The sequence below is a fragment of the Chryseobacterium sp. JUb7 genome, assembly GCF_024806495.1.
GTDB lineage: Bacteria > Bacteroidota > Bacteroidia > Flavobacteriales > Weeksellaceae > Chryseobacterium.
Genome location: NZ_JANUFF010000001.1, coordinates 640,239 through 666,967, shown reverse-complemented (window position 1 = coordinate 666,967; position 26,729 = coordinate 640,239). Strand labels below are relative to the sequence as shown.

Here is a 26,729-nt window from a genome sequence, read left to right as displayed (position 1 = left end):
TATAAAAACTAACAACCATCATAACTCATATTGAGCGAGAAAAGGCAGCTGAAAAGCTGCCTTTTTTATATTATAATTTTCAAGAAAATTAAATTTTCAAAAGCTCAATAGTTCTTTCAGGGCTTTCTGATGAAAAAACAGCATTTCCGGCAACCAAGACGTCCGCACCTGCTTCAAATAATTTTCCGGCATTGTCAAGATTAACACCGCCATCTACCTGTATAAGAGCTGTGGAGTTATTATTCAAGATCAGGTCTTTTGTCTCAGCGATTTTTTTGTAGGTATTTTCAATGAATTTCTGACCTCCAAATCCAGGGTTTACACTCATTAATAATACTAAATCTACATCAGCAATAATATCTTCCAACATTAAAACAGGAGTGGAAGGATTTAAAACAACCCCGGCTTTCGCTCCTTTGCTCTGAATAAGGTGAATCGTTCTGTGAAGATGAGTACAAGCCTCATAATGAACAGAAACCAGATCAGCGCCATGGTCGATGAATTCTTCAACATACTTTTCCGGTTCAACAATCATTAAATGAACATCTACAAATTTTTTGGCATGTTGCTGAACAGTTTTCATGACTGGAAAACCAAATGAAATATTTGGAACAAATCTGCCATCCATCACATCAACGTGGAACCAGTCGGCCTGAGAGTTGTTCAGCATTTCAATGTCTCTTTGCAGATTCCCAAAGTCTGCAGATAAAAGGGAAGGAGCAATAAGCTTCGTTTTCATTTTTACTTAAATATTTAGATTTTAGAAGTTAGAAATTAGAGGTTAGAATAAAACTAACTTCTAAGATCTAATTTCTAACTTCTTTTCTTAATGATACTTCAGTTTCATTTCAGGTGTGATCTTCAGAAGTGTTTCATAGATCAGTTTAATAACATTTCCGACATCTTCTTTAGACACCATTTCCACCGTTGTATGCATGTAACGCAAAGGTAAGGAAATTAATGCACTTGGGACTCCGCCGTTGGAGTGGGCAAATGCATCAGTATCCGTTCCTGTAGCTCTGCTTGCTGCAGCTCTTTGGAATGGAATTTTTTTATTTTTTGCTGTATCAATGATTAATTCCCGGATTGTATGGTGAACACTCGGAGCAAAGAAAACTACGGGTCCGTCACCACATTTTTGATCACCTTCTTTTTTCTTTTCAATCATTGGAGTGGTCGTATCATGGGTAACATCGGTAACGATGGCAATATTGGGTTTGATTGTATCTGCGATCATGTCTGCGCCATACAATCCAACTTCTTCCTGAACGGAATTGGTAATGTATAATCCGAATGGAAGTGTCTTTTTGTTTTCTTTTATTAATCTTGCTACTTCCGCAATCATGAAACCTCCGATTCTGTTGTCTAATGCGCGGCAGACAAAATAGCGGTCATTCATTTCAAAAAACTCATCAGGATAAGTGATCATACAGCCGACATAAATTCCCAGTTCTTCAACCTCTTTTTTTGAGGTTGCCCCACAGTCGATGAAGATATTTTCAATTTTCGGAACAGGCTCATTCTGATTGGTTCTTGTGTGAATAGCCGGCCATCCGAAAACTCCTTTTACAATTCCTTTTTCTCCGTGAATATGAACAACTTTGGAAGGAGCAATACTCTGATCTGAGCCTCCGTTTCTGATTACGTAGATCAATCCTTCATCTGTAATGTAATTTACGTACCACGAAATTTCATCAGCATGAGCTTCAATGACTACTTTAAATTCGGCATCGGGATTAATTATACCATAGCAAGTTCCATAATGATCCACTTCAATTTTATCAACATACGGTCTGATGTAATCCATCCATACTTCCTGCCCTCTGTGTTCGTAACCTGTTGGTGATGAAGTATTTAAATATTTTTCTAAAAATTTTAAAGATTTCTTTTCAAATTTCATAAAAAGGAATGATTTTTGCGTTTAATTTTTGTTCTAATACGCGTAAAAATAATGAATTTTAGCAAGATTATTTGTCTTTTCATCTTCTTTTTTGGTGTCAGTGTTTTCGGACAGAAAGACTCTGTTATTGTAAAACCCTTAAGCCAGTATCCTCCAGAGCTGTTGAAGGTAGATGAATATGGTAATAAATATTACTACGACGAAAGGCAGAAAATGAGGGTTTATGAAATCAATGGAGAGCCTGTCATGGTGCTGGACGAGTTGGTTCTGATCAATAAACCTCGTTTTAATAATCAATTAGATAAAAATTATTATTATTTCCTTAATAAAAAACTATACAGAGTCTATCCCTTGTTTGTAACAGCTCTTCAGCAATACAGGGATATCCAGAAAGATATGACGGATATGGACAGTAAGGCGAAAAGGAAATTTATCAAAGACCGTCAGAATATGCTTGCCGACCAATACGAAAAGCAACTGAGGGATCTTACCACAACGGAAGGTCAGGTTTTTGCAAAACTGATGAATAGGGCTACCGGGAAAAATGTTTATGAAATCATCAGAGAATTGAGAGGAGGATGGAGTGCATTTTGGTGGAATGTAAAAGGTAAAATGGCTGATATAGACTTAAAAGACAAATATGATCCGCATAAAAACCGTACTGACGAGTTTTTGGAATCTCTTTTACAGTCCAACTGGAATTCGGGATACCTGGTACCTTATCCGGGAGCCAACCAATTCAAGGTTATGAAATAAATTAAATACTTAATGATAAAAAAAATTCCTGTAAGAGCTTACAGGAATTTTTCTTTTAGTATATCAAATACGACTTTGTCTACAGGTAAAGGAAAAGGATTGTCGGGTCTGTCGATTTCAATCCATTCTGTTTTTTCAATACAGGGATCAAGGATTAAAAAATCACCTTCATTTACAATGTTTACTATATAATATATGGTAAGCAGTTGTTCGTTTTCTCTGAATCTTGAAACCAGGAAGTTTTCCTGAGTATATAAATGTTCTACGATATCTACTTTTACATTCAGTTCTTCATCAAATTCACGATGTAAGCAGTCTGTCACTCCTTCGCCGAATTCCAATCCGCCTCCCGGAAACTTCATTAAAGGTTCTCCGGCGTACTCTTCAAATAATGTTAAAACTTTTTTGTCTTTTACTGCACAAGCATAAACTCTGATGTTTATCTTATCAATCATTGTATAATATTTTGTATAGCTAATTTAGAAAAAAATGATGATAGTTTTAAGTTACGAGTTATAAATTATGAGTGATAGGTTAACTATGATTTCTATAAATTTTCATATTCTAAAAACTCAGAACTTATAACTTGTAATTCATAACTTTTAAAGCTTCACGGCATTAATCATCTCTCTCTTTCCGGGAGGGCCCTGTTTTTTTTCTACTTTAAAATTAAGCTCCTGAAGAATTCTTCTTACGCTGCCCTTTGACGAATAGGTCGTTAATAATCCATTAACTGCCATTTTGTCGGAAACCAATTCGAATAGAGGTTTTTCCCAAAGATCGGGTTGCACTCTCGCTCCAAAGCAGTCATAATAGACAAGGTTTATTTTAGGTAATTCTATGTTTTTCAGATCAAAAAAGTCACATTCTATCTTTTTTAAGTTGAAACCACTAATGATTTCAACTGGCTTTTCCCAGTCTGCCAGATGAATTTTTTGATAAATATTTTTGAATTCCGGGTTATCAAAATGCTCAAAATATGCCAAATCGTTCATTTCAGATTCATTTATCGGATATTTTTCCAGGGAAAAATAGTTGATGACATGATTTTTGTCAGTTTTTAAATATTCATTAATTGTCACCAAAACATTCAAACCTGTTCCAAAACCGAGTTCTAAAATATTAATTTCGCAATCATTTATTAAATTAAGTCCATTTTTGATAAACACATGTTCTGCTTCCTGAAGGGCTCCGTGATGAGAATGATAGTTTTCATTTAAATCATTGATAAACAGTGTTTTGCTTCCGTCATTTGTAGTCTTAATTTCTCTTTTCATGCTATTTTTTTACAAATTTACTCTAAAATTTTTATATTTAGAAAATTATGTTAAATTTGTAGAACATCATAAAAAATTTTAGAAATGATAATTCAAAAAACTGAAAACTCCAGAATTTCTACATTCGACCCAAACAATTTTTCATTCGGAAATACTTTTATCGATCATATGGTGATATGTGAGTATGAGAATGGGAAGTGGGGTGATGTAAAATTAGTTCCTTATGGTCCGATACCTTTTACACCTGCGATGATGGGCGTAAACTATGGACAAGCTTGTTTTGAAGGTATGAAAGCCTATAAAGACAAAGACGGGCAAGTTTTCCTTTTCAGGCCTGAAAAGAATTTTGAACGTATCAATAAATCAGCGAAGCGTCTTGCAATGCCTGAAGTAACTGAAGAAATGTTCCTTGACGGATTGAAAGCTTTAGTTGATTTAGACAGAGAATGGATCCCTCAGGGAGAAGGAATGTCTTTATATATCAGACCTCTTATTTTCGCTACAGAAGAAGCGTTGAAAGCAAGAGTTTCAGAAAAATATATGTTTGCTATCGTAGCAACACCGGCAAAAAGCTATTATACAGAGCCGGTTTCTGTGAAAATTTCTGATCATTATTCAAGAGCGGCAAATGGTGGAGTAGGTTCGGCTAAAGCGGCAGGAAACTACGCAGCTTCTTTCTACCCGACTCAGCTGGCGATTGAAGAAGGATATGATCAGATTATCTGGACTGATGATGCTACTCACGAATATTTCGAAGAAAGTGGAACAATGAATGTTTTTGTTAGAATAAACGATACAATCTATACGCCACCTACTTCTGAAAAAATTCTTGACGGAGTAACAAGAGACAGCTTTATTCAATTGGCTAAGAAAAGAGGAATTGAAGTGAAAGTAGAGCCGATTCCTGTAAAAACAGTGGTGGAAGCTCAGAAAAACGGAACTCTGAAAGAAGTTTGGGGTGTAGGAACTGCAGTAGTAACTACCGTTTTCCAGGCATTAGGATATAACAATGAAAAATTGGAATTGCCTAAACTTTCTGATGAAGAGAGCTATGCTGTACTTCTTAAAAGTGATTTAGTCGGTTTACAGACTAACCATACTGAAGATGCTTTCGGATGGAGAGTATTGGTGGATCATGTATTGGAAACAGTTTAAATTTTAAACGTTAAATAATATCAAGCCGGGAATTTTCCCGGTTTTTTGTTTTTAAAATATACCGTATTCGTTTTTGCCACAGCGAATTCTGAAGAAATTAAGTTTCTATTATAACCGATGTAATTTATGCGTAAATTTTCACGGTGTCATCCTGAGCGCGAAGCAGTCGAAGGATTTTTTAATTGAAGAAGGCTTCGAGAGCCTCAGCCTGACACATAAAGAACCAATCTCAGCTTTTTATTGAAGATAAAACCTTCAACCCATATTTAAAATAAAATCTAGGGTGGAGCTTAATTATTTAATGGATAATCGTATTATCAGAATGGAGAGCTGTAATTATTCCTTGACGACTTTGCGCTAAGGATGACAGCGAAAATGTTAAAACTTTTAATTCAATAAGTCCCTCAAGTTTTGTAATTGATTCCCGAAATGTGTATTTTCGCAAAAGTTTATGAAAAAAATACTCTTCATATCAGTACTTGGCTTATTGAGCTGTAACAGAAATACGCAGCAGGCACACCCTCCTGTAGGCGGTGTTTTGAGTCAGAGTGACCTTAATGTTTCCCGAGAGCGGATGAAAAATCTTAACTCTCAGGAAAGAAATCATATTCAGGACTGGATCAATGGGCAGGCTGTGAAATTTTGTCCCACACAGCTTAATTATTGGGTGAATACTGAAGGTTTCGACAGGAGAGAAAGAAGACAGGACAATACACTGATTTCTTATTCTTACGAACTCTATGATTTTGATCAGACCAAAATCTATGATCAGCCTTTTGAAAGAAGAGACGCCAAATTTGGACACTTTGATGAATTAAAAGCTGTAGAAAATGCTTTACGTTTTATACATGATGGTGAGGAAGTTACACTTTTAGTTCCATCTTCTCTGGCTTACGGAACTTATGGCGATGAGAAGAAAATTGATAACGACATCCCTTTAATCATAAAATTAAAAGCTTTATAATAAATGAAATTGTTTAACAAGAATATAATTCTGGCAGCGGCTAGTATCTCGCTGATGAGTTGTACACCAATTTATAAAAAAATGAACGTAGACAAAGAAACTTACGAAGGTCTTAATGATGGACTTTATGCTAATCTTCAAACGACTAAAGGAAATTTAATCGTAAAGTTCGAAGATAAAAAAGCGCCGGTAACTGTGGCTAATTTTATTGGTCTTGCAGAAGGAAAAATAGATAACAAAGCTAAAGCGAAAGGAGTACCTTTTTATGACGGAACAATCTTCCACAGAGTCATTAAAGATTTCATGATTCAGGGAGGAGATCCTAAAGGAACGGGTGCAGGAGATCCTGGTTATAAATTCGAAGACGAAAGAAACGACCTTCACCATACAGGAAAAGGAATCCTTTCTATGGCAAACTCAGGACCTAATACCAACGGTTCTCAGTTTTTTATCACGGAAGTGGCTACTCCTTGGTTGGACGGGAGACACACGATCTTCGGGAAAGTTGTAAAAGGAGATGATGTCATTGATGCGATTGCTAATGTAGAAAAAGGAGCTCAGGACAAACCTAAAACGGATATTGTTTTAGAGAAAGTTTCTATTTTCAGCAAAGGTGATGAGTATAAAAACTACGATCCTACTAAAACTTTCACGGAAGGAAAAGCTAAAATCGCAGAAAGCAACAAAGCATTCATTGCTAAAGAAGAAGCTGATAAAAAGAAAAAAGAAGAGGAGTTCAAAGCAAACCAAGAGAAAATGGTTGAAGATTTGAAAGCAGGAATGCAGAAAACTGAATCAGGTCTTTACTATAAAATCACAAAAACAACAGAAGGAAAAGCTCCTAAAGCTGGTGATAACGTATCTGTACACTATGCAGGTAAGCTGGTAGACGGAACTAAGTTTGATTCTTCATTCGACAGAAATGAGCCAATCGAAATTCCAATCGGAATGGGTAGAGTAATCAAAGGTTGGGATGAAGGAATCATTTTATTGAAAGAAGGAGAGACTGCTACTTTATTGATCCCGCCGGCAATGGCTTACGGAGAGAGAGGAGCAGGAGGAGTTATTCCGCCAAATGCATGGTTGATATTCGATGTTGAGCTTGTAAAAGTACAGTAATCGAATTTCTATAAAATTTTAAAGCCGTCCGAAAGGATGGCTTTTTTGTTGAGCGAAGTGTTTGATGTAACGATTTTACTGAATCTTACGACATATCTATTGAAAATAAAGCACCACTTATGGTAGATTTTGAAAAATTATACCGGGAAGTTTAATCTAGATCAAATTATGAAAACCAAATTATTTACATTTTTATTTCTGATATTTTCTGCGTTGTCTTTTGCTCAGACCAATATTAATATCGACGATGCAGCGGTTAAAAAAAATCTCACCTATTTCGCTAACAGTATCAAAAATAAAAATATAGATCAGGCTATAAGCTGTATCTACCCAAAATTCTTTACGGTGGTTTCAAAAGATCAGATGAATAGGATTTTGACGATGACCTACAACAACCCATTCATGAAGATTGATGTTCAGGATCTGAAGTTTGGAACGATTGGAAAAGCTGAAAAAATTAATACTGAATACTTTTCTATTGTTGATTATTCTTTTAGGCTCAAATGCAATGTAAGCTCGATGAATGAAGACATGAAAAAAAAGGTCAGCTCTCTTTTAATTTCTAAATATGGTAAGAATAATGTGAAATATTTAGCCAACGAAAGTTCTTATCTTATTAATGCCGGTATGAAAGCCTGTGCTGTTTCTAAAGACCGGAAGTACTGGAAATTTGTCATTCTGGAAGAAGGGTATAAAAAACAACTGGTGAAAGTTTTACCACAGAAAATTCTTAATAAATTTTAGAAGATCATTTGAAATATCTGAAAGCTGTCCGGGAGGATGGCTTTTGTTGTTTAACTGTTGAAAATATACATTCCATATTTTTTATTTACTAAATTAAAACTATTTAGAAAAACCTTATTTTCGTGTAAAATAAGCTAATGAAAAAAATCCTTTACACCCTTTTTGTATTTTCAACGCTTTCAATTTCTGCTCAGGGCAAAAAGTTCTTTGAAACCGGAGAAGTACAGCTTAAAAATAAAGTGGAAAAAATCAATTTAAGGTTTGAAAATGATCTGCCTTTTGTAAAGGTGAATATCAATGGTAAATCTTATAACTTTTTGTTTGATACAGGAGCACCAACGGTGATTTCCAATGCAGTGTATACCGAGTTGGGATTGGAGAAAAAGCATAAAAGCAAAATTAAAGATTCGCAGAAAAATAAGCAGTCTCAGATTTTTACAGAACTTCCGGAAATGATAGTTGATCAGGTCATTTTTAAAAACATTGGAGTAGTAGTAATGGATTTTACGGTTTCTGAATTAGGCTGCTTCAAAGTAGACGGAATTTTGGGGGCCAATCAGATGGCTAAGCTGTTTTGGAGAATTAATTATACTGAAAATATACTGGAAGCAACAAAAGATCTGTCACAGTTTAATCTTGAAGGTTATGAAACGGTGATTAATTTCGAAGCTAAGCCTCAGAAAACACCGATTGTACTGGCTAAAATGCTGGATAAGAAGATAGAGTTTACTTTTGATACCGGATTTTCGGGAAGGCTGAAAATCGCTGACAGCTATTATGATTCTAAGAAAGTAAAACAGGTCGTAGAAACCTTCGGGTCGAGTTCGGTAGGAGCTTTTGGAGCCGGAAAGCCTGTGCAGGGATTTGTGTTCAGAACAGACATCATGGAGTTAGGAAATAATAGTTTTGTCGATGAACTGGTGACCACCGGAAGCTCAAATCTTATCGGTAATGATTTCTTTAAGAATTTTGTTTTTGTTCTCGACTGGACGAATAACAGGGTTTACATGAAAAATAGTAAAAAGGAAACTCCCAAGCTGGAATCTTTCGGATTCGGATATCGTTTTGTAGATGCCAGGCCTGTGGTCGCTTTTGTATTTCAGGAGGAGAATTTTCCGCTTAAAATAGGAGATTCTATTATCAGTATTAATAATGTGGATCTCGATCATCTGGATAAAGATTCTGCCTGCCATTATTTTATCAACCGGGTGGAAAAAGATCAGAATACTATAGATGTCAAGATAAAAAGAGACGGAAAAATCCTGGATGTGAAACTGAATAAAAAAGAATATCTGAACTCATAATATAAAGTCGAGCCTCAACGAAGTTGAGGCTCGACTTTTAGTAAAATTTAAATGTCAAGTTATGAGTGTCTGCTTGCTCTTTTTTTGATCTCCGTGTGATAGCTGTTTCCGGTTAAAGAGCTGATAAATACCAGACTGAAACCTACATACGCTACAAAGGCGATCGAATATATCATCAAATTACTGAAACTGATTTTTGACAGAGATACCAACGCTGAAAACAGCGCAAATCCAACGAGTAACATAATACTCAAAACACGCATCTTCATAGAATCTTCACGATTCTTAAACATTAATCCCATTACATTCTTCTTCATAATTAATCTCTTTTTAAGGTTGTTGTACTTCTTATTATTTGTTCCCGATTAGAGAACAACTGTGGAAAAACACCAGTTTTTCCTATACAAATGATTGCAGTACATCATGGCAAAAAGAATGATCTTTTACGCTGGCTAAGGTTCACGATGTATTGTAAAGAATTTGTATTAAATGGTATGGAGCATTTAATAAAAATCCCAATCAATATGATTTATCTAATTGTTTGAATTGCTGAAATCTTCAAAGATTTGACAATAAGTCGTATTCAGCATTATGGAGTCTTTACAGATCCAATTAGAGTTTTTTTCATCTAGTGTATGTGTTTGAGAATTTATGTAGCTAATTTTATGCCAAACGTTTCGTTTTTGTGTTTAATTATTAAATACTTACGTTTTAATAATTGTTTTTTTGACGGAATAATTCAATGAAAAAATAAATACTGTTTGATTTTATTAAATGTGCCAGATAGAGCTTAGCCATCTGATACAGGACTATTCAAGATATTTTGAAATAGAAAATATTAGCCTGAAATTAGTATTCTGAAAAAAAATATCTTTGAGAGAGAATTAAGATATTAATTTTTATCAAGACTAATAAAAACTCGATCAAATGCAGAAAAGTGCTTTAGAAACAATAATCAGCCAGTCATTATCGGATTTATTGAAACTAGCCGATAAATTCTGTGTTAACAAAGTTTCATCAAATTTTAAATTTATACTTTCTGACTTTCAGGATGGTGAAGGTTTAAATTTTCACGAATTACGAAAACTTAAAAATAAAAACAATAATAGAAAAGTACCACAGGATTTAGCGGATATTATTGATTTTCTTCACCAAGAATTTACAGATCTCTATGATGTTACGCTGTATGTCTTTCATGCCAGAAAAGAGGTAACTATTATAGAACTGGAATATGTCAGAAAATCGAATCTTGGTATTGATTATTATGATAAGATAAAAGATGTTTCGCCATTGTTTCATTCTAAAATCGTGCTCCCCGGATATTATAAAGATAATGAGAATAAGTTTGATATTAATTGGCATCACGGAGGTTTTATTCACCTCTGGAAATCTTTTATATTTGATTTCAAAATAAGGAATGTTAGAAAAGAGGTTCAAAAAAAATACCGCCCATAAGGACGGTATTCAATATATTTTACCAGTTTTTATCAATCATATAAATAATCTGGGTCATGGCTACAGCTCCGAGTAATAATTCTCTGCGATTCACCTTTTCAAAGGTATCTTCTTCCGTGTGGTGAATATCAAAATACCGTTGAGAGTCGGGAACAAGCTCAGCCGTAGGAACACCCATATCATGAAGAGGATAAATGTCCGTTCCGGAATAGGTTCCTTCAAAATTATAAACTCCATAGGGCGAAAACAGGTTTGCCCAGCCTTTGATCTGATTTCGTTTTTCATTATCCATTTCCAAAGAAATTCCTCTCGGGGTAAAACCTCCGGCATCGGATTCTAAAGCAAAAAGATGTTTTTCATTATTGTCTTTAGCTATTTTTCCATATTGAATGCCGCCTTTTACGCCATTTTCTTCATTTGCAAAACAAACCACTCTTATAGTATGATTATTCTGAATTCCCAACTTCTTAAATGTTCTTAAAACTTCGATGCTCTGAACAATTCCGGCACCGTCATCATGAGCACCTTCGCCCACGTCCCAAGAGTCCAGATGTCCACCGACTACGATAACGCTTTTATCTTTTTTACCGGTGATCTCACCAATAACAGAGTGGGAAATTTTTTCGCCTTTCATTCCGCAGTTGGAATTTAGTTTTGCTGTAACTTTTTGAGATTTTAAAAGCTTTTCCAGCTCATCCGCAGTTGTATTTCCAATGGCAACAGCCGGGATTTTATTTTCGTTTTCATAGCGCATGGCTCCGGTGTGGGGAACATCATCAAAAGCAGAAGAAAGTGAGCGGATGATGGCAAATTTACCGCCTTTTTTAGCTGTTAATGAAGCTGCATTCACTCTGTATTTTGCGGCATCACCATATCCTCTGAATGTTTCTACAAAAGACTGGCTGAAAGGGTAGTTGAAGAATACTATTTTCCCTTTTACCTGTTCGGGTGAAAGTTTTTCATATTCTTCCATCGATTTCACCATAATGATTTCTCCGGAAACATCTTTACCACGGGTTCCCTCAGAGTTTCCCAAAGAAAGCATTTTTAAGCTTTTCCATTTTCCGTTGGAGGTTTGGATCTGCAAAGATTCTTTACCTCTTTCCCAGACAGGGATCATCACCTCCTGAAGCCATACCTTATCTGCACCGGCATCGCGAAGTTTCTGCTCAGCCCATTTTACCGATTTTTCGTAAGCTTCAGATCCGCTTAAACGGTGTCCGATATTTTTAGTTAAATCTCTTAATTCTGTATATCCTTTTCCGTTATTTAATATTTCAACGGATATTTTACTGAATTGTATTGAATCTTCTTTAGCCTGACCAAAAACAGCCAGACTGAGAAGTAATAATGAAGTTCCCAGTATCTTTTTCATTTTACCAATTTTTATCAATCATGAAAATCATTTGTGTCATCGCGACTGCTCCCAGCAGCAATTCTCTTTTATTGACTTTATCAAAAGTATCTTCTACAGAATGATGATAGTCGAAATATCTTTGGGTGTCAACTACCATTTCTGCTAACGGAATATCCAGCTTTTTCAGCGGCGAAATATCCTGAATAGCATAAGTCTGATCAAAGTCATAGACCCCGTATGGAAGAAAATAATTTTTCCATTCAAAGATCTGTTTCCTTCTTTGGGGAGCCATGTCTAAAGAAAATCCTCTCGGGGAATATCCTCCGGAGTCGGTTCCCAATGCGAAAACATGTTTCTCATCTCTTTTTTTAACATAGGCAGCATACATTTCACGACCCTGTCCGCCATTTTCACTATTGGCGTATAAAACAACTCTGATCGTATGGTTGTTGTCATAATTAAGTGCTTTAAGAGTTCTCAGCACTTCGATGCACTGTACGACACCTGAACCATCGTCGTGAGCACCCTCTGCGAAATCCCAGGAATCCAGCTGAGCTCCCAGAACAATGACTTTAGCGTCTTTTTTACCAGGAATTTCTGCAATGATATTATGATTGATGGCTTCTCCTTTTGATTCTGCAGCCATATTCAGCTTTGCTGTAACTTTTTGTTTTTTAAGTAATTTTTCAAGTTCGTCAGCCGATCTTACGCCGATGGTTAGGGAAGGGATTTTTACTTTATCATCAGGTTCGTAATACACCATTTTTGCATGAGGTGTATCGTCTAATGCTGTTGTTAAGGATCTTATAATTAATGCTTTTGCTCCCGTTTTTGCAATGACAGAAGAAGAAATAAGTTTCGATTTGGCAGCCTGCAGATACGAGTCAACGGTGTTGATGATTTTAGGGTCTATAGGTAAATTAACGAAAACAATCTTATCTTTTAACTGTCCTATTGACAGAGCATTAAGTTCAGACGTGGTATTGATTAAAACAATTTCGCCGATAAGATCTTTTCCTCCGGTACCCTCAGAATTTCCGAAAGACAGCATTTTAATATTTTTCCAGTCTCCATTAGCTGCTTTAATCTGAAGAGATTCTTTGCCCCTTATCCAAACCGGAACTCGTACGTCCTGTCTCCAGATCATCTCAATACCTGCGTCTTTGAATTTTTTTTCTGCCCATTCCGTAGCTTTGGTGTATCCGGGTGTAGCGCTGAAACGAGGTCCGACTCCTTTTGTGAGCTCTCCGAGATTATCATAAGCAGTTCCGTTGGTAAATATTTCATCGGAAATTTTTTTAAATTCATCATGGTAGGTGAATTTAACGGTAGTGGCTTTTTTAGCAGGCTTTTTAACAGGTTTTTTTTGAGAAAACAAAATTCCACCCAAAAAGAGTGGAATTATTATGAAGATTTTTTTCATTTCTTATTGACCTTTCTTTTCCGCTGATAAAAGTAGCGAAAAAATAGTAATTTTTTAAGGTTTCATATCGTACATTAACAATGCAGTAACCAATTTAGGCTCAATGAATGTACATTTCGGAGGCATACTTAATTTTAAGTCTGAAATTTTAATCATATCATTAAAACTTACAGGATAAATTCCGAATCCTACTTTACCTTCTCCATTGTCAATTTTTTCTTTTAAAAGATTGATTCCCTCAAGATTTGAGGTTCCTTTTACATAAGAAATCTGATCTGAGCTATCCGGATCTTCAATTTTTAAAATATCTTTAAAAATATATTTATCCAAAAGATGGTGATCAAGATTATCAAGAGACATTTCTTTGGAACGAAGGTCGTGCTTCACGTGAAGAGAGTAGAACTTACCATCCAGATACATCGAAATGTGGAATTTCTGAGAAGGATAGTAGGCAGTTTCTTCTTTTTCGTGAATTAAGAAATAATTTTCCAGCTGCTTTAAGAATTCTTCTTTCGACAAACCGTTCAGATCACTCACAATTCTGTTGTAATCGTGAATTTTAATCGACTGGTTGGAAACAATAAAACTGTACACAAAATTGTAATGTTCCGTTCCGTTATGTCTCTTATTTTTATCCTTCTGATGTTTTGCATGAAGAGCCGTTGACCCGATTCTGTGGTGTCCGTCTGCAATATAAAAAGAATCAATCTGATCGATCACCTCTTTAAACTGCTGAAGTTTTAAACGGTTGTCTATTCTCCAGATTTTATGTCTGATTCCTTTGGTGTCTACATGGTTGAAAATCGGAACATTTTTTTCCTCATGATTCATCAGCAGCTCAATCTTGGAATTCGCAGGATAAGTCAATAATACGGGCTCAGCCTGAAGATTTACTTTATCAAGATAATGTGCCAGCTTTTCTTTTCTCTGAGGAATCGTGCTCTCGTGCCTTTTGATCTTTCCGCTCCAGAAATCTTCAATACTTGCTAAACCAAGTAAACCTCTGAAAATTTGTTTATTGGGGTAGATTTGCTCATAAAGATAGTAGGCAGAATTGTCCTGAACGAGTTTGTTATCGCCCAGAAGTTCTTCAAAAGTAGAACGGATTTTTCTTAGATTTCTGTCAATATCTTTAGATTTACTTACAACATAAGGCTTAATCATGTTGATGTAAGTATTTTCCACTTGAGCTTTTTCCGCTATTTCTTCCTGCGTAAAATTATCCAGAGGGTGAGTAGGGAAAGTGCTCTCATAGTCTTTATGAGGTCTTATTCCACGGAAAGGTTTAAAAACAGGCATATTTATTCTATAGTTTCTTTTATCTTAATTATTTGTTCGGCCAGCTCGATTCCGATTTTTTCCTGAGCATCCACTGTATTTCCTCCTACATGCGGAGAAAGCGATAATGCAGGATTCATCAGCAAAAGAACTTCCGGATTTGGTTCTTTTTCAAAAACATCAAGTGCGGCTCCGGCTACTTTTTTAGATTCAATAAAGTCTATTAGGGAAACTTCATTGATCACGCCGCCTCTTGCAGTATTTACAATATAGACGCCGTCTTTCATTTTTTCAAATTGAGGGGTGTCTATGATATATTCGTTCGTTTGCGGAGTATTGATACTTATAAAGTCGGCATCTTTAAGGAAAGCATCTGTATCATTGGTAGAAGTGATTTCAAAGCTGACAGACTGTCCGTTAAAGAAACTTAAAGTCAAAACTTCTGTTCTGGGTTTTCTGGTTAAAACTTTTACGTTCATTCCTAAAGAAATTCCCATTTTTACTACTTCCTGACCAATACTTCCAAAACCAATAACTCCTAGTGTTTTTCCTGAAAGTTCATACGCATTGTTAAACGATTTTTTCATCGCATTGAAATGAGTTTCTCCTTCCAATGGCATCAATCTGTTGGATTCGTGAAGAAATCTTGCTAAAGAAAAGAAATGTCCGAAAACCAATTCAGCTACCGATCTGGACGATGCCGTCGGGGTATTGATTACGTATTTTCCTTTTTCAATAGCATATTCAACATCGATATTATCCATTCCTATGCCGCCTCTGCCGATAATCTTCAGACCCGGGCACTCATCGATAAGGTTCTGCCTTACTTTCGTAGCACTTCTTACCAAAAGAACATCTACATGATTATCGTTGATGAAATTGATTACATGGTCCTGTGCCACTCTGTTGTTCAGCACTTCAATTCCTGCATCTTTCAATGCCTGTTCTCCTGCTTTCGAAATACCGTCGTTAGCTAAAACTTTCATGGTTTTTATTTAATTTAAATATTTAAAGTTCGGCTTATTTTAAAATTTAAATAGTTGCGCAAATTAAGAAAATTTAAAATAACACTCAATAATATTTAATTTATTGATTTTTAAATAATTAAATTACTTAATGGATTTCATGACATCTACCAAAACCTGCACACTCTCAATCGGTAAAGCATTGTACAGACTAGCTCTGTAACCTCCTAAGCTTCTGTGACCATTCAGACCGCTGATTCCTGCAGCTTTCCAGGCATTGTCAAACGCTTCTTTTTTACTTTCATCTGTTAATTTAAAAGAAACATTCATCAGTGAACGGTCTTCTTTTACACAGAACGTTTCAAACAGCGGATTGTTATCTATTTCGTCATATAAAAGTTTTGCTTTTGCTTCATTTCTCGCTTCAGCAGCAGCAATTCCTCCGTTGTTTTCCAAATGTTGTAAAGTAAGCAAAGATGCATAAACAGGGAAAACCGGTGGCGTATTGTACATTGATTCTTTAGCAATATGCTGAGAGTAATCCAGAATTGAGAACATGTTTTCTCTTCCCGTTTTACCTAAAATTTCTTTTTTAATAACCACTAAAGTGACTCCTGCAGGCCCCATATTTTTTTGAGCTCCGGCGTAGATAAGGTCAAATTTAGAGAAATCAAGCTGTCTTGAGAAAATATCAGAGCTCATGTCACAAACCATCAGTGTATCCACTTCAGGGAAAGATTTCATCTGAGTTCCGTAGATCGTATTATTGGATGTACAGTGAAAATAATCATATTCTGAACCTACGGTGTAATCTTTAGGAATAAAAGAGTAGTTTTCTTCTTTTGAAGAGCCTACAACATCTGTTGTTCCTACTTTTTTAGCTTCTTTAATAGCTCCTGCAGCCCAAGTCCCTGTATCTAAATAAGCTGCTTTTCCTCCAACTTTCATTAGATTGTAAGGAACCATTGCAAATTGCAGACTGGCACCACCTCCCAAATATAAAACTTCATAATCATCCCCAAGGTTCATCAGCCTTTTTACAATCGCGCGTGCTTCATCCATTACCGCTACAAAATCTTTACTTCTGTGAGAAATCTCAAGAAGAGAAAGTCCGATTCCGTTGAAATCTAAAATCGCCTGAGCTGATTTTTCGAATACTTCCTGAGGTAAGATACATGGTCCTGCGCTAAAGTTGTGCTTTTTGCTCATATTATTTATTTTTTTGGTTTTCTGTAAAAACTTGAGTTGTTACAGCTTCATTTTTAGATTCTTATTTAAATTTTCTGATGTATTGTATATAAAAAACCGTCTCATAATGAATGAGACGGCAGTTTTTATTCTCCGTGTAAGAATGCTTTTTTATTAAGCAGTGCTTCGTCAGATTCTACATGATCTTCATCCGGAACACAGCAGTCAACAGGGCAAACAGCGGCACACTGTGGCTCTTCATGGAAGCCTTTACATTCTGTACATTTATCTGTTACAATAAAGTAAACATCATCACTTACAGGCTCTTGGGGTGCATCTGCATCCACTGTAAGACCAGATGGTAATGTCACAGTACCTGAAAGTTCGGTACCTTCGGAAGCTTTCCAATCTACTGCTCCTTCATAAATTGCATTATTTGGACACTCTGGTTCGCAGGCCCCGCAATTAATGCATTCATCAGTTATTTTAATAGCCATCGCTAATTTTTTTTAAATTTGCACAAAATTACAAAATATTCCCCAATTTTACAGTAATTATGAATATTGAAAATAAAGTTTTAGGACTTACGAAACTAAGTGATTATATAAAAGGGTATTTAGCAAAAAATACGGAAGATTATAATCAAAATGATGCTGATTTTGAACTCTTATTAGAAAAGTCAAAAATAGAAAATCAGTGGTTTACCGTTGAAAATCAGAAATTTGCTTTGCAGCAATGGGCGGATTTGTTGACAGAGGAGAATATAAACAACTGGATTAAAGAATATTCGATCTCAAAAATCTCAAAAAGAGTAGGGTTGATTCTTGCCGGAAACATACCTCTGGTGGGATTTCATGATGTAATTTCAGTAGTGCTGAGCAATCATATTCCGGTGATTAAATTATCTTCAAAAGACCGATATATGATCCCTTTTTTATTGAAAAAATGGAACGAATTTTCTGAAGGGCAGGTTGAATTTGAGTTCGTGGAAAAATTAGAAAACTTCGATGCAGTTATTGCGACAGGGAGTAATAATACGGCGAGATATTTGGAGTATTATTTTAAAAATCATCTGAATATTATCCGAAAAAACAGAACATCAGTTGCTGTTTTAAAGGGTGATGAAACAGAAGAGGAGCTGAAACTTTTAGCGAATGATATTTTCCAGTATTTTGGATTGGGCTGCAGAAATGTAACGCGACTGTTTATTCCGAATGATTTTGTAATCGACAGATTGTTTGAAAGTTTTATAGATTTTCAGGAGGTGATTAATCATAATAAGTATGCTAATAATTATGACTATAACAGAGCTGTTTATCTTCTAAATCAGGAGAAATTCTGGGATAATAATTTTGTTATGCTGATAGAAGATGATAAGCTTTTCAGTCCACTTTCGGTAATTAATTTCAGCAGATATTCTTCTTTAGATGACGTGAAAAGTTTTATCACAGAAAATGAAGAAAATATCCAATGTGTGGTTGCAAGAGAAGAGCTTGGCTTTGATTCCGTTGCATTTGGAGAAGCTCAGAATCCAGGATTGGATACTTACGCAGATAATGTAGATACCATGAAATTTTTATCAGTAATATAATTCTTCGTATCTTACCGTCAACCAATCACTACTCATAATATGAAAAAAATATTTTTTATACTGGCTGTTTTGGCTTTTCAACTGGGATTTTCTCAGAATGCGAGCTCTATAAAAGTTACGGAAAGCAAAAAAATTGAATTAACCGGTGAGCTCAATAAAGATAAAATAGATTTTTACAACCAATCGTTTGTTAAATTTGTTGCGGCTTTGAAAATTTCAGATAAACAGGCTATCAATGCTTTGATTTCGGATAAAGTGAAAAATATTGTTAATGATAATATGATTCAGAAGCTGTCCGGGGGGATAAGTTTTGATAGGAAAACAGAAGTGTATAAATCAGGATTTCAGAAGTTACTGGATAATGAGACATATCCTGCTATTCAGTATAAATATGCCGATGACAAGTCAGATCTTCCAAAGGATATTATTACCGTAATATTTGAAAATGACGGCAAAATTTTGGGAGTAAAACCGGAATACAGTAAATGATTTACAGGTGATGAGTAATTTTGTTTACTTAAAGCTTATTGCAAAAAAATAATTTAAATTAAAAATAACTATGATGACAGATGTTTTGGTCGCCCATGCTAAGGACGTGGAAAAGGCTGAATTTTACAAAAAAACGTATGTACATGTGGCTTTGGCAATTCTTGCGTTTATCGGAGTTGAAGCTGTTTTATTGAGAATAGTTCCAGCTGAACTGATTGCTGCAATGTTTGCTCAAAGATATGTTTGGTTACTGATCATCGGGGTGTTTTGGCTGGCTTCAGTTTTGGCAACAAAATGGTCGCTTTCACAAAGCAAATCGACTCAGTATTTCGGGCTTGGATTTTATATTCTGCTTGAAGCAATTATTTTCCTTCCTTTGATTTATATCGCAATGGTTTACTCCGGAGGACAGGTGATCTTTCAGGCGGCAACTTTAACGGTTGCTATGTTTGCAGGAATTTCTGCGGTAGCTTTTACTTCTAAAAGAGATTTTTCTTTTTTAAGAAATATTATCGTTATTGGTGGATTTATTTCTATCGGACTCATCGTTGCCGGGATGATTTTCGGTTTCAATCTTGGGCTTTGGTTCTCGGTAGGAATGGTGATTCTGGCTTCTGCAACTATTTTATATCAAACCAGCAAACTTAAAGATTCTTATGCTACCAACCAGTATGTGGGAGCTTCGTTACAGCTGTTTGCTTCAATTATGCTTTTGTTCTGGTATATTTTAAGTATCCTGATGAGCAGAAGAAGCTAATTAGAATTAAAGAATTTTTATAAACCCAAAAAATCCTGATGTCTTTTCATCGGGATTTTTTATTGTAAGAATATCTTCTTAAATATTTGTTTTATTTATCAATAGATCCTAAAACCTTTTGAGCGAATGAGTTTAAAGCATCCTTCTCACTCATTCCGTTTTGTACGTTGGCGTGAACTTCCAGCGCTCCGCAGATATTTGTAATTAACTCTCCGGCAACATTTAAGTCTTCTTCACTTGTTCCTCTGAACTCGCTGAAACTTTCTAAAACTTCTAATGTTTTTTCAAGATTCTCGGGAGTCTGATTTTGATAAAACTGTCTTATTATGGGTAACTTCATTATAATTCGTTAAATAAGTTGATTAAACTTTCTGCCTGATTAGACTGTACCTGATTTACCAGTTCTCCATTTTTAAAGATGGCAAAAGTAGGAAGGTTGTCGACTTTAGCTAGCTTTCTGCTCTCCGGTAATTTCTCAGCATCTACATAAAGGAAAGGAATACTTTCGTTTTCTGATGCTAGTTTTTTGAATTTAGGCTTCATGATTCTGCAGTTCCCACACCATGTAGCGCCATACTGAACGACAACTTTTTCATTGTCACTTACAATGTTCTGTAGAGTATCTTCTGTTAATTCTGTATACATAATTTTAATTTGAAAATTTGGAAATTGTATTAATTTGAAAATGTTATAAAAATAGAAAATGAGATAATTCTTAAATAATCATGTGACTAATTTTCAAATTATCTCATTTTCAAATTAATACATTATTTTAGTTCTTTGCTAAATATTCAGCAGTAGAATTTCTGTCTGCTTTCATCGCATCTTTTCCTTCTTCCCAGTTTGCAGGACAAACTTCTCCGTGCTTCTGAACGTGCGTATAAGCATCGATTAATCTTAAATATTCTTTTACGTTTCTACCCAGAGGCATATCGTTTACAGACTCATGGAACACTTTTCCGGTTTCGTCAATAAGGTAAGTTGCTCTGTAAGTAACGTTAGAACCAGTGAAAACTTCTTCTCCTTCTTCGTTGTATTCGAAATCCTGATCTACAATCCCTAAGATGTTAGCCAATTGTCTGTGAGTATCAGCTAAAAGTGGGTAAGTCACTCCTTCGATTCCACCGTTATCTTTTGATACGTTCAACCATGCAAAATGTACTTCGTTTGTATCACAAGAAGCACCGATTACTTTAGTGTTTCTTTTTTCGAACTCACCTAAAGCCTCCTGGAAAGCGTGAAGCTCAGTAGGGCAAACAAAAGTGAAGTCTTTCGGATACCAGAATAAAATTACTTTTTGTTGGTTTGTTGTAGCTTCTTCAAAGATGTTGATTCTTAAATCGTCACCCATTTCAGACATTGCGTCTACTGTTACATTTGGGAATTTTTTTCCTACTAAAGACATAATTTTCTCGTTTTTATATTTAAATTTCTGATGCAAATATAGAAATATTCCGTCTATCAAACAAGTTGATATCGATAAATAAAATCTATAATTGTTTTGGTCAATATCAAAGATAAAAGCTCTGATTCCAGAGCTTTTTAAGTATTTTTAGTAACCGAATATTTCCTGTAAGCTGAGCTTTTTTACCTCGCCCAATTTTTGCATTTCAGATTCTTTTACTTTATCCTGAGAAGCAACTACACAATAGGTGTAATTTTTGCCTTTCATTTCTTTGTCGTGGAAAGTATTTATATCACCGAAAGAAAGCTTAGGAGCCTGTTCATATACATTTTTTCTTATGTCAGAATTATTTCCGAGCCTTTGGGCTTTCAGATAAGTGAATATAATCCCGTCCTGTGTAATTCTTTCTGAAGCAATTGTTTTTTTCAATCCGCTTTTTGCGGTTTCAAACAGCTGGTCAGATTTTGGAAGACTCATTAAGAGTTCATTCATAGCGGTAGTAGCCTCTCCGAATTTATCTGCCTGAGTTCCTACATAAGAGATAATCATATCTTTATCCTCTTTTTTAGAAGGAAGAGAAAAATAAGAGTATGTAGAATAAGCAAGAGCTTTGGATTCCCGGATAGTCTGAAAAACTATTGATCCCATACCACCTCCGAAATAAGTGTTGAAAAGATTGGCGGTAGGTGTGATAGAAGAATTGTACTGATCAGCATTTCTGACCCATAAAGCCTCGGCCTGAACCATGTCATAGTGAGCAAATAAAACTTTGTTTTTATCTGTTGGGATTTGTGTGAATGTTTTTGTTTTAGACCATTCTTTCAAAGATCCCGGAAGTTTATGAATTGGAGTAAGGGAAGCAACGACTTCAGTACCTGATTTGGGACCATAGTACAGTACTTTATGTTTATGGTTAAACAAATCATGAAGAACATTGATTAAGTCTTCTGCCTTCAGAGCATCCAGTTCGGCATCGCTTAAGACATTATTAAAAGGATTTTGTGCGCCGTATTGCGCATAGCTTCTAAGTCCTGCCATGATAATGCCTTTGTTTTGTTTAGCATCAGCACGGGATTTTTTCAGTCTTGCTTTATAAGCATTCAGTGCTTCATTGTCAGCTTGGGAGTTTTTAATTAAATCTTCAAATAAAGCGACGGTTTTGTCAAAGTTTTCGTTTAAACCTTCCAAAGAAACATACGTTTCCTCATTTCCAGCACTTACATTAAAACTGGAAGCAAGTTTGTAAAATTCTTTACTGATGGCTTCTGAAGATTTATTTTTTGTTCCCAGGTATTCAAGATATTCTGTAGCCAAAGGAAGAATTTTGTTATTCCATTTTCCTGAGTCAAAATAATAATATAATCTGAAAAGAGCATTGTCTGTATTTTTTACAGAAAGCACCTCTACATTTCCTAATTTATTTTTAGAAATATCTTTGTCGAAGTTCAGCCAAACAGGAGCAATGGCATTTTCCGGCATTTCGTCAATTTTCTTTAAAAACGGAGACTGATCTTCTCTGTTGACAGAAACCGGAGTAATGGTAGGTTTATCAACTTTTACAATGCTTTTATCTTCTCCTTTTCTTTTGTAAACCGCAACATAATTGTTGTTTTGAAGATATCTGGCAGCGAAATCCATGATGTCTTTTTTGGTAAGCTTAGAGATTTCATCCACGTATTCTAATGACGTTTTATGATCGATGTCAGAAGTGAACTCATCCATCAGAATACCGGCTCTTGAAGAATATTTTTCGTCTTTTTGAATAATAGCCTTCTTTTCGTTATTGACGATAGATTGAATAAGATCATCGGAAAATTCTCCTTTTCTTAATTTATCAATTTCCTGAAGTAAAAGATTTTTTACATCATCTAAGGATTGTCCTTCAGTAGGTTTACCCTGCAACAAAAGGACAGAATAATCTTTTAATAAATAAGGAAAGGCATAAGCGCCGAGTAACTTCTGTTTTTTTACTAAATCAAGATCGATAAGTCCTGCCTGTCCGTTAGCCAGCATATTTCCTACCAGATTTAAGAGTCTTGCGTCTTTTGTAGTAGCGCCGGGAAATCTGAATCCAATCATTAAGCTCTCCGGATTAGGACCTGTAACTTCCTTTACAACAGGAGTTGTAATAGGTTTTTCCTGCCCAACATTATAGGTAGGGACAGGTTTTGATTTCATATAAGAAAAAGCCTTGTCTATTTTTGCAATAACTTCATCAGGATTAAAATCTCCGGACATGATGATTCCCATATTGTTGGGAACATAATAGTTGTTGAAATATTCTCTGATAGCATTTAAAGAAGGGTTTTTCAAATGCTCAATAGTCCCTATGGTAGTTTGTTTTCCATAGTTGTTATTAGGAAAAAGATTAGCAAACATCATATCAAAAACTTTATCGCCATCGTCATCAAGAGATCTGTTTTTCTCTTCATAAACGGCTTCAAGCTCTGTATGAAAAAGTCTCAGTACCGGCTGTCTGAATCTTTCAGCCTGAACGGCCAAAAATTTGTCAACTACATTAGAAGGAATATCTTCTGTATATACGGTCTGCTCAAATGAAGTGAAGGCGTTGGTACCGTCTGCTCCCATTCCAGCCAACATTTTGTCATATTCGTTGGCAATAGCATATTTGGCAGCTTCTCCGGAAACACGGTCTATTTCTTTATAGATCTGTTTTCTTTTGGATTCGTCTGTTGTTTTGTTATATTTCTCATAAAGAGCATCAATCTGGTCCAGCAAAGGCTTTTCTTTCGACCAGTCTTTTGATCCGAATTGATCTGTTCCTTTAAAAAGCATATGCTCAAGATAGTGAGCCAGTCCGGTATGGTCTGCCGGATCTGTTTTGCTTCCTGCTTTTGTCGCAATATAGGTCTGTATCCTAGGGTCTTTATTAGTTGGACTTAAAATTACAGTCAATCCGTTTTTAAGCGTGTAATATCTTGCGGAAGTAGGATCATTGGTTACGTATTTATAAGTATAACCATTAGATTGTGCTTCTTTCCACTGGAAGTTCTGACCATACGCATTCCCAACAAAACTTGCCGCAGCAATGCTTGTTGCAATGGTAATTTTCTTTAAAAAGTTCATTTGTATTTTTATTTTACGTTTGCCAGCAATTCTTTTATTCTCCTCATTGCTTCTTTTAATTCTTCTTCCGAAGCTGCATAAGAAAAGCGGATACATTCCGGGCTTCCGAAAGAAACACCACCGACACATCCTACATGGGCATTTTCGAGAATAAACATAGCGAAATCGTCAGAATCTTTAATTTCTGTTCCGTTTAATGTTTTACCTAAATAATAAGAAATATCAGGGAAGAAATAAAATGCAGCTTTGGGTAACAGTACTTTAAAACCAGGAATTTCTTTCATTAAATCATACACAAGATCTCTTCTTTTTTTGAAAGCGTCAATCATGTATTTGTATTCAGAAGGATCGGCCTGTAAAGCAGTGATAGAAGCTCTTTGAGCCACTGTGTTGGCACCGCTTGTCATTTGTCCCTGAATTTTTTCACATGCTTTTGCCAGCCATTCCGGGCATGCGGAATATCCGATTCTCCAGCCTGTCATCGCGAAAGCTTTCGACATACCATTGATAACAGCGGTTTGTTCATAAACTTCAGGAAACTGAGCGATAGAAGTTGTTTTTGTTTCGTAGTTGATGTATTCGTAGATTTCATCAGAAATGATAGTTACATGAGGGTATTTGGCAACTACTTTAGCGATTGATTTTAATTCATCAAATGTATAATATCCTCCTGAAGGATTACATGGAGAACTGAAAAGAATCGCTTTCGTTTTATCGGTAATCGCTTCCTCAAGCTGTTCGGCAGTTACTTTGAAATCGGTAACATAAGAGGTTGGAAGGATTACAGAATTTCCGCCCATCATTTTTACCATTTCGTCGTAGCTTACCCAATAAGGAGCCGGAAGCAATACTTCGTCACCATCATTAAGGAGGGCTGCAAGCACATTGATGATAGCCTGTTTTGCACCGTTGGAAACACAAATCTGTGTGGGTTTATATTCTAAATTATTATCTCTTTTTAATTTATTGGCGATTGCTTCGCGAAGTTCCAGGAATCCCGGGACAGGGGAGTAGTGGCTGTAGTTTTGATTAATGGCATCAAAAGCTGACTGTTTAATATTGTCCGGAACATCGAAATCGGGTTCTCCAAGCGTTAAACTGATGACGTTTATTCCTTTAGCCTTCATCTCTCTAGCCTTGTTAGACATTACAAATGTTTGCGAGAAGCCCAATCTTTTTACTCTATCTGAAAGTTTGTCCATGTAGTATTTTTGTATATTAAACAAATATATAAAAAAACCAATCGTTGGAAAATTTTTGAAGTGCTAAACATCAACAGTGGTAACTTCTGGCTTAAGATTCTAACTTCTATCCTTTTTAAACCAAAAATTGAATAAATATGAAATAAAACTTATTTTTGCAGATTATAATAATTCACATGTCTACAACGTTACTACTAAAATACTTTCCCGATCTTACAGAAAAACAGATAGAACAGTTCAATAAGTTGGAAGATCTTTACAACGAATGGAACGAAAAAATCAATGTTATTTCCAGAAAAGATATGGAGTCTTTATATGAAAAACATATTTTACACTCTCTGGGAGTCGCAAAAGTGATGGAGTTTGCTCCGGGAACTAAAATTCTGGATATTGGAACCGGTGGTGGTTTTCCGGGAATTCCACTGGCTATTTTATTCCCCGAATCAGAATTTACTTTAATAGATTCTATCGGTAAAAAAATTACAGTTGTTAATGCTGTTGCAGAAGGAGTAGGTTTAACTAATCTGACGGCTATCCACGGAAGAGCAGAAAAACTGAAAGAGAAATTCCATTTTATTGTAAGCAGAGCGGTAACGCAGATGCCGGAATTTTTGAGATGGCTGAAAGGTAAATTTGAAAAAGAACAGTTTAATCCCAAACATAACGGAATTTTATATTTAAAGGGTGGTGACCTTGCAGAAGAGCTTGCCGGACTTAAATGTGAAATTTACAGTCTTAAAAACTATTTTGATGAAGAGTTTTTTGATACTAAAAAAGTAGTTTATGTATCGAAAGGTAATTTTAATTCTTAATTTAACATAATTAAGGAATAATTTTTGCTTAAATTATAGTAATAATCAAAATTTGTGTAGTTATGAAAAAGTTTTTCCACCTTGGTTTTTCTGCAATAGTTTTAGGATTATTTTTTATTTCTTGTAATGACGATGACGATTATCGTACCATAGAATCTATTGATAAAATTAAAATTGACAGTGTGAAAATTGTTAATGATACAATGGATGTTTTTACGGTGCAGAGTATCAGGACTTATTCTACCTATTCGTCTCATTGTGAAGGCTTTTATGGGTATGACTATATTCATAACGACAACCTGACAAGAACAGTTACTTCTTATAAATATATTTCCAACGGACCATGTGTACAGGGAAATTATACAGGAACGAATCAGATCAATTTTAGTCCGCAGCAGAAAGGCACCTATACATTTAAATTCTGGAATGGTGGAAATAACTGGATCACCAAAACAATTGTAGTTGAATAAATGATAAGACTGTTTTTTATATCTTGTTTTC

At 35.4% G+C, this 26,729-nt stretch carries 28 protein-coding genes; 12 read left to right on the top strand and 16 right to left on the bottom strand.

What is annotated here, in order from left to right; translation table 11 throughout:
• Positions 1–88: 88 nt before the first annotated feature.
• A complete protein-coding gene (gene rpe / locus M2373_RS03110) occupies positions 89–739 on the bottom strand; it encodes a ribulose-phosphate 3-epimerase (RefSeq protein ID WP_259107365.1) in 651 nt (216 codons plus the stop codon).
• 87 nt (positions 740–826) lie between these two features.
• On the bottom strand, positions 827–1,900 hold the full coding sequence (locus M2373_RS03105) for a M42 family peptidase (protein WP_259107363.1): 1,074 nt from the start codon (positions 1,898–1,900) through the stop codon (positions 827–829).
• 51 nt (positions 1,901–1,951) lie between these two features.
• Between M2373_RS03105 and M2373_RS03100 the strand changes: the two genes are divergently transcribed.
• Positions 1,952–2,656 carry a DUF4294 domain-containing protein gene (locus M2373_RS03100; RefSeq protein ID WP_259107361.1) on the top strand — a complete coding sequence of 235 codons (705 nt, stop codon included), beginning with the start codon at positions 1,952–1,954 and terminating at the stop codon, positions 2,654–2,656.
• Positions 2,657–2,694: 38 nt separating this feature from the next.
• Here M2373_RS03100 and M2373_RS03095 read toward each other — a convergent pair whose 3' ends face one another.
• Together M2373_RS03095 and mnmD are read right to left on the bottom strand one after the other, a co-directional pair.
• Complete coding sequence (locus tag M2373_RS03095) at positions 2,695–3,111, bottom strand: NUDIX domain-containing protein (protein WP_259107359.1); 417 nt, start codon at positions 3,109–3,111, stop codon at positions 2,695–2,697.
• 147 nt (positions 3,112–3,258) lie between these two features.
• Positions 3,259–3,933: a tRNA (5-methylaminomethyl-2-thiouridine)(34)-methyltransferase MnmD gene (mnmD, locus tag M2373_RS03090; RefSeq protein WP_259107357.1), complete on the bottom strand. Its 675-nt coding sequence runs from the start codon at positions 3,931–3,933 to the stop codon at positions 3,259–3,261.
• An 84-nt stretch (positions 3,934–4,017) separates the two neighbouring features.
• Here mnmD and M2373_RS03085 point away from each other — a divergent pair, with 84 nt between their 5' ends.
• The 5 genes from M2373_RS03085 (at position 4,018) to M2373_RS03065 (ending at position 9,219) form a co-directional block, all read left to right on the top strand.
• Positions 4,018–5,088, top strand: a complete 1,071-nt coding sequence (locus M2373_RS03085) for a branched-chain amino acid aminotransferase (protein ID WP_259107355.1) — start codon at positions 4,018–4,020, stop codon at positions 5,086–5,088.
• Between the two features lie 451 nt (positions 5,089–5,539).
• Complete coding sequence (locus M2373_RS03080) at positions 5,540–6,052, top strand: FKBP-type peptidyl-prolyl cis-trans isomerase (protein WP_259107353.1); 513 nt, start codon at positions 5,540–5,542, stop codon at positions 6,050–6,052.
• An 81-nt stretch (positions 6,053–6,133) separates the two neighbouring features.
• The gene (locus M2373_RS03075; RefSeq protein ID WP_259107351.1) at positions 6,134–7,171 is read left to right on the top strand and encodes a peptidylprolyl isomerase; all 1,038 of its coding nucleotides are present in this window, start codon (positions 6,134–6,136) and stop codon (positions 7,169–7,171) included.
• A 168-nt stretch (positions 7,172–7,339) separates the two neighbouring features.
• Positions 7,340–7,915: a hypothetical protein gene (locus M2373_RS03070; RefSeq protein WP_259107348.1), complete on the top strand. Its 576-nt coding sequence runs from the start codon at positions 7,340–7,342 to the stop codon at positions 7,913–7,915.
• A 137-nt stretch (positions 7,916–8,052) separates the two neighbouring features.
• Positions 8,053–9,219 carry an aspartyl protease family protein gene (locus M2373_RS03065; RefSeq protein WP_259107345.1) on the top strand — a complete coding sequence of 389 codons (1,167 nt, stop codon included), beginning with the start codon at positions 8,053–8,055 and terminating at the stop codon, positions 9,217–9,219.
• 59 nt (positions 9,220–9,278) lie between these two features.
• Here the strand turns inward: M2373_RS03065 and M2373_RS03060 are convergent, their stop codons facing one another.
• Complete coding sequence (locus tag M2373_RS03060; RefSeq protein WP_259107344.1) at positions 9,279–9,536, bottom strand: hypothetical protein; 258 nt, start codon at positions 9,534–9,536, stop codon at positions 9,279–9,281.
• Between the two features lie 610 nt (positions 9,537–10,146).
• Here M2373_RS03060 and M2373_RS03055 point away from each other — a divergent pair.
• On the top strand, positions 10,147–10,674 hold the full coding sequence (locus M2373_RS03055; protein WP_259107341.1) for a hypothetical protein: 528 nt from the start codon (positions 10,147–10,149) through the stop codon (positions 10,672–10,674).
• A 19-nt stretch (positions 10,675–10,693) separates the two neighbouring features.
• On the opposite strand, the gene M2373_RS03050 is transcribed toward M2373_RS03055, so the two are convergent.
• The 6 genes from M2373_RS03050 to M2373_RS03025 form a co-directional block, all read right to left on the bottom strand.
• A complete protein-coding gene (locus M2373_RS03050; protein ID WP_259107337.1) occupies positions 10,694–12,049 on the bottom strand; it encodes a M20/M25/M40 family metallo-hydrolase in 1,356 nt (451 codons plus the stop codon).
• Position 12,050: 1 nt separating this feature from the next.
• Positions 12,051–13,454, bottom strand: a complete 1,404-nt coding sequence (locus tag M2373_RS03045; protein WP_259107334.1) for a M28 family peptidase — start codon at positions 13,452–13,454, stop codon at positions 12,051–12,053.
• A gap of 54 nt (positions 13,455–13,508) precedes the next feature.
• Complete coding sequence (locus M2373_RS03040; protein WP_259107331.1) at positions 13,509–14,753, bottom strand: DUF1015 domain-containing protein; 1,245 nt, start codon at positions 14,751–14,753, stop codon at positions 13,509–13,511.
• Between the two features lie 2 nt (positions 14,754–14,755).
• Complete coding sequence (locus M2373_RS03035) at positions 14,756–15,718, bottom strand: D-2-hydroxyacid dehydrogenase (RefSeq protein WP_259107328.1); 963 nt, start codon at positions 15,716–15,718, stop codon at positions 14,756–14,758.
• A 123-nt stretch (positions 15,719–15,841) separates the two neighbouring features.
• Entirely contained in the window at positions 15,842–16,906 is a 1,065-nt protein-coding gene (gene serC / locus M2373_RS03030) for a 3-phosphoserine/phosphohydroxythreonine transaminase (protein WP_259107325.1), read from the bottom strand.
• A gap of 125 nt (positions 16,907–17,031) precedes the next feature.
• Positions 17,032–17,382: a 4Fe-4S binding protein gene (locus tag M2373_RS03025; RefSeq protein ID WP_074228974.1), complete on the bottom strand. Its 351-nt coding sequence runs from the start codon at positions 17,380–17,382 to the stop codon at positions 17,032–17,034.
• A gap of 59 nt (positions 17,383–17,441) precedes the next feature.
• On the opposite strand from M2373_RS03025, the gene M2373_RS03020 reads away from it, so the two are divergent.
• The 3 genes from M2373_RS03020 to M2373_RS03010 all read left to right on the top strand — a co-directional run bounded on the left by M2373_RS03020 (position 17,442) and on the right by M2373_RS03010 (position 19,722).
• The gene (locus M2373_RS03020) at positions 17,442–18,476 is read left to right on the top strand and encodes an acyl-CoA reductase (RefSeq protein ID WP_259107318.1); all 1,035 of its coding nucleotides are present in this window, start codon (positions 17,442–17,444) and stop codon (positions 18,474–18,476) included.
• Between the two features lie 39 nt (positions 18,477–18,515).
• Entirely contained in the window at positions 18,516–18,965 is a 450-nt protein-coding gene (locus M2373_RS03015) for a peptidylprolyl isomerase (protein WP_259107315.1), read from the top strand.
• A 70-nt stretch (positions 18,966–19,035) separates the two neighbouring features.
• Positions 19,036–19,722, top strand: coding sequence for a Bax inhibitor-1 family protein (locus M2373_RS03010; protein ID WP_259107312.1), 687 nt, complete (start codon positions 19,036–19,038; stop codon positions 19,720–19,722).
• A 91-nt stretch (positions 19,723–19,813) separates the two neighbouring features.
• On the opposite strand, the gene M2373_RS03005 is transcribed toward M2373_RS03010, so the two are convergent.
• The 5 genes from M2373_RS03005 to M2373_RS02985 all read right to left on the bottom strand — a co-directional run bounded on the left by M2373_RS03005 (position 19,814) and on the right by M2373_RS02985 (position 25,416).
• The gene (locus M2373_RS03005) at positions 19,814–20,062 is read right to left on the bottom strand and encodes a DUF6952 family protein (RefSeq protein ID WP_059136935.1); all 249 of its coding nucleotides are present in this window, start codon (positions 20,060–20,062) and stop codon (positions 19,814–19,816) included.
• A complete protein-coding gene (locus M2373_RS03000; RefSeq protein WP_048510538.1) occupies positions 20,062–20,367 on the bottom strand; it encodes a thioredoxin family protein in 306 nt (101 codons plus the stop codon). The genes M2373_RS03005 and M2373_RS03000 overlap by 1 nt, the downstream gene beginning before the upstream one ends.
• A gap of 127 nt (positions 20,368–20,494) precedes the next feature.
• Positions 20,495–21,127: a peroxiredoxin gene (locus M2373_RS02995; RefSeq protein ID WP_259107309.1), complete on the bottom strand. Its 633-nt coding sequence runs from the start codon at positions 21,125–21,127 to the stop codon at positions 20,495–20,497.
• A 147-nt stretch (positions 21,128–21,274) separates the two neighbouring features.
• Positions 21,275–24,214, bottom strand: a complete 2,940-nt coding sequence (locus M2373_RS02990) for a pitrilysin family protein (RefSeq protein WP_259107306.1) — start codon at positions 24,212–24,214, stop codon at positions 21,275–21,277.
• 8 nt (positions 24,215–24,222) lie between these two features.
• Positions 24,223–25,416, bottom strand: coding sequence for a pyridoxal phosphate-dependent aminotransferase (locus tag M2373_RS02985; RefSeq protein WP_259107304.1), 1,194 nt, complete (start codon positions 25,414–25,416; stop codon positions 24,223–24,225).
• 176 nt (positions 25,417–25,592) lie between these two features.
• Here M2373_RS02985 and rsmG point away from each other — a divergent pair, with 176 nt between their 5' ends.
• Positions 25,593–26,228, top strand: coding sequence for a 16S rRNA (guanine(527)-N(7))-methyltransferase RsmG (gene rsmG, locus M2373_RS02980; RefSeq protein ID WP_259107301.1), 636 nt, complete (start codon positions 25,593–25,595; stop codon positions 26,226–26,228).
• 62 nt (positions 26,229–26,290) lie between these two features.
• Positions 26,291–26,698, top strand: a complete 408-nt coding sequence (locus M2373_RS02975) for a hypothetical protein (protein WP_259107298.1) — start codon at positions 26,291–26,293, stop codon at positions 26,696–26,698.
• The last annotated feature ends 31 nt before the right edge of the window (positions 26,699–26,729 follow it).

Coding starts and splice junctions, on each gene's coding strand:
- M2373_RS03020 (WP_259107318.1), top strand. CDS start 17,442: ATGAATATTGAAAATAAAGTTTTAGGACTTACGAAACTAAGTGATTAT.
- M2373_RS03065 (WP_259107345.1), top strand. CDS start 8,053: ATGAAAAAAATCCTTTACACCCTTTTTGTATTTTCAACGCTTTCAATT.
- serC (WP_259107325.1), bottom strand. CDS start 16,906: ATGAGCAAAAAGCACAACTTTAGCGCAGGACCATGTATCTTACCTCAG.
- M2373_RS03060 (WP_259107344.1), bottom strand. CDS start 9,536: ATGAAGAAGAATGTAATGGGATTAATGTTTAAGAATCGTGAAGATTCT.
- M2373_RS03105 (WP_259107363.1), bottom strand. CDS start 1,900: ATGAAATTTGAAAAGAAATCTTTAAAATTTTTAGAAAAATATTTAAAT.
- M2373_RS03100 (WP_259107361.1), top strand. CDS start 1,952: ATGAATTTTAGCAAGATTATTTGTCTTTTCATCTTCTTTTTTGGTGTC.
- M2373_RS03015 (WP_259107315.1), top strand. CDS start 18,516: ATGAAAAAAATATTTTTTATACTGGCTGTTTTGGCTTTTCAACTGGGA.
- M2373_RS02995 (WP_259107309.1), bottom strand. CDS start 21,127: ATGTCTTTAGTAGGAAAAAAATTCCCAAATGTAACAGTAGACGCAATG.
- M2373_RS02985 (WP_259107304.1), bottom strand. CDS start 25,416: ATGGACAAACTTTCAGATAGAGTAAAAAGATTGGGCTTCTCGCAAACA.
- M2373_RS03050 (WP_259107337.1), bottom strand. CDS start 12,049: ATGAAAAAGATACTGGGAACTTCATTATTACTTCTCAGTCTGGCTGTT.
- M2373_RS03045 (WP_259107334.1), bottom strand. CDS start 13,454: ATGAAAAAAATCTTCATAATAATTCCACTCTTTTTGGGTGGAATTTTG.
- M2373_RS03055 (WP_259107341.1), top strand. CDS start 10,147: ATGCAGAAAAGTGCTTTAGAAACAATAATCAGCCAGTCATTATCGGAT.
- M2373_RS03025 (WP_074228974.1), bottom strand. CDS start 17,382: ATGGCTATTAAAATAACTGATGAATGCATTAATTGCGGGGCCTGCGAA.
- rpe (WP_259107365.1), bottom strand. CDS start 739: ATGAAAACGAAGCTTATTGCTCCTTCCCTTTTATCTGCAGACTTTGGG.
- mnmD (WP_259107357.1), bottom strand. CDS start 3,933: ATGAAAAGAGAAATTAAGACTACAAATGACGGAAGCAAAACACTGTTT.
- rsmG (WP_259107301.1), top strand. CDS start 25,593: ATGTCTACAACGTTACTACTAAAATACTTTCCCGATCTTACAGAAAAA.
- M2373_RS03080 (WP_259107353.1), top strand. CDS start 5,540: ATGAAAAAAATACTCTTCATATCAGTACTTGGCTTATTGAGCTGTAAC.
- M2373_RS03035 (WP_259107328.1), bottom strand. CDS start 15,718: ATGAAAGTTTTAGCTAACGACGGTATTTCGAAAGCAGGAGAACAGGCA.
- M2373_RS03095 (WP_259107359.1), bottom strand. CDS start 3,111: ATGATTGATAAGATAAACATCAGAGTTTATGCTTGTGCAGTAAAAGAC.
- M2373_RS03040 (WP_259107331.1), bottom strand. CDS start 14,753: ATGCCTGTTTTTAAACCTTTCCGTGGAATAAGACCTCATAAAGACTAT.
- M2373_RS03075 (WP_259107351.1), top strand. CDS start 6,134: ATGAACGTAGACAAAGAAACTTACGAAGGTCTTAATGATGGACTTTAT.
- M2373_RS02975 (WP_259107298.1), top strand. CDS start 26,291: ATGAAAAAGTTTTTCCACCTTGGTTTTTCTGCAATAGTTTTAGGATTA.
- M2373_RS03005 (WP_059136935.1), bottom strand. CDS start 20,062: ATGAAGTTACCCATAATAAGACAGTTTTATCAAAATCAGACTCCCGAG.
- M2373_RS03010 (WP_259107312.1), top strand. CDS start 19,036: ATGATGACAGATGTTTTGGTCGCCCATGCTAAGGACGTGGAAAAGGCT.
- M2373_RS03085 (WP_259107355.1), top strand. CDS start 4,018: ATGATAATTCAAAAAACTGAAAACTCCAGAATTTCTACATTCGACCCA.
- M2373_RS02990 (WP_259107306.1), bottom strand. CDS start 24,214: ATGAACTTTTTAAAGAAAATTACCATTGCAACAAGCATTGCTGCGGCA.
- M2373_RS03000 (WP_048510538.1), bottom strand. CDS start 20,367: ATGTATACAGAATTAACAGAAGATACTCTACAGAACATTGTAAGTGAC.
- M2373_RS03070 (WP_259107348.1), top strand. CDS start 7,340: ATGAAAACCAAATTATTTACATTTTTATTTCTGATATTTTCTGCGTTG.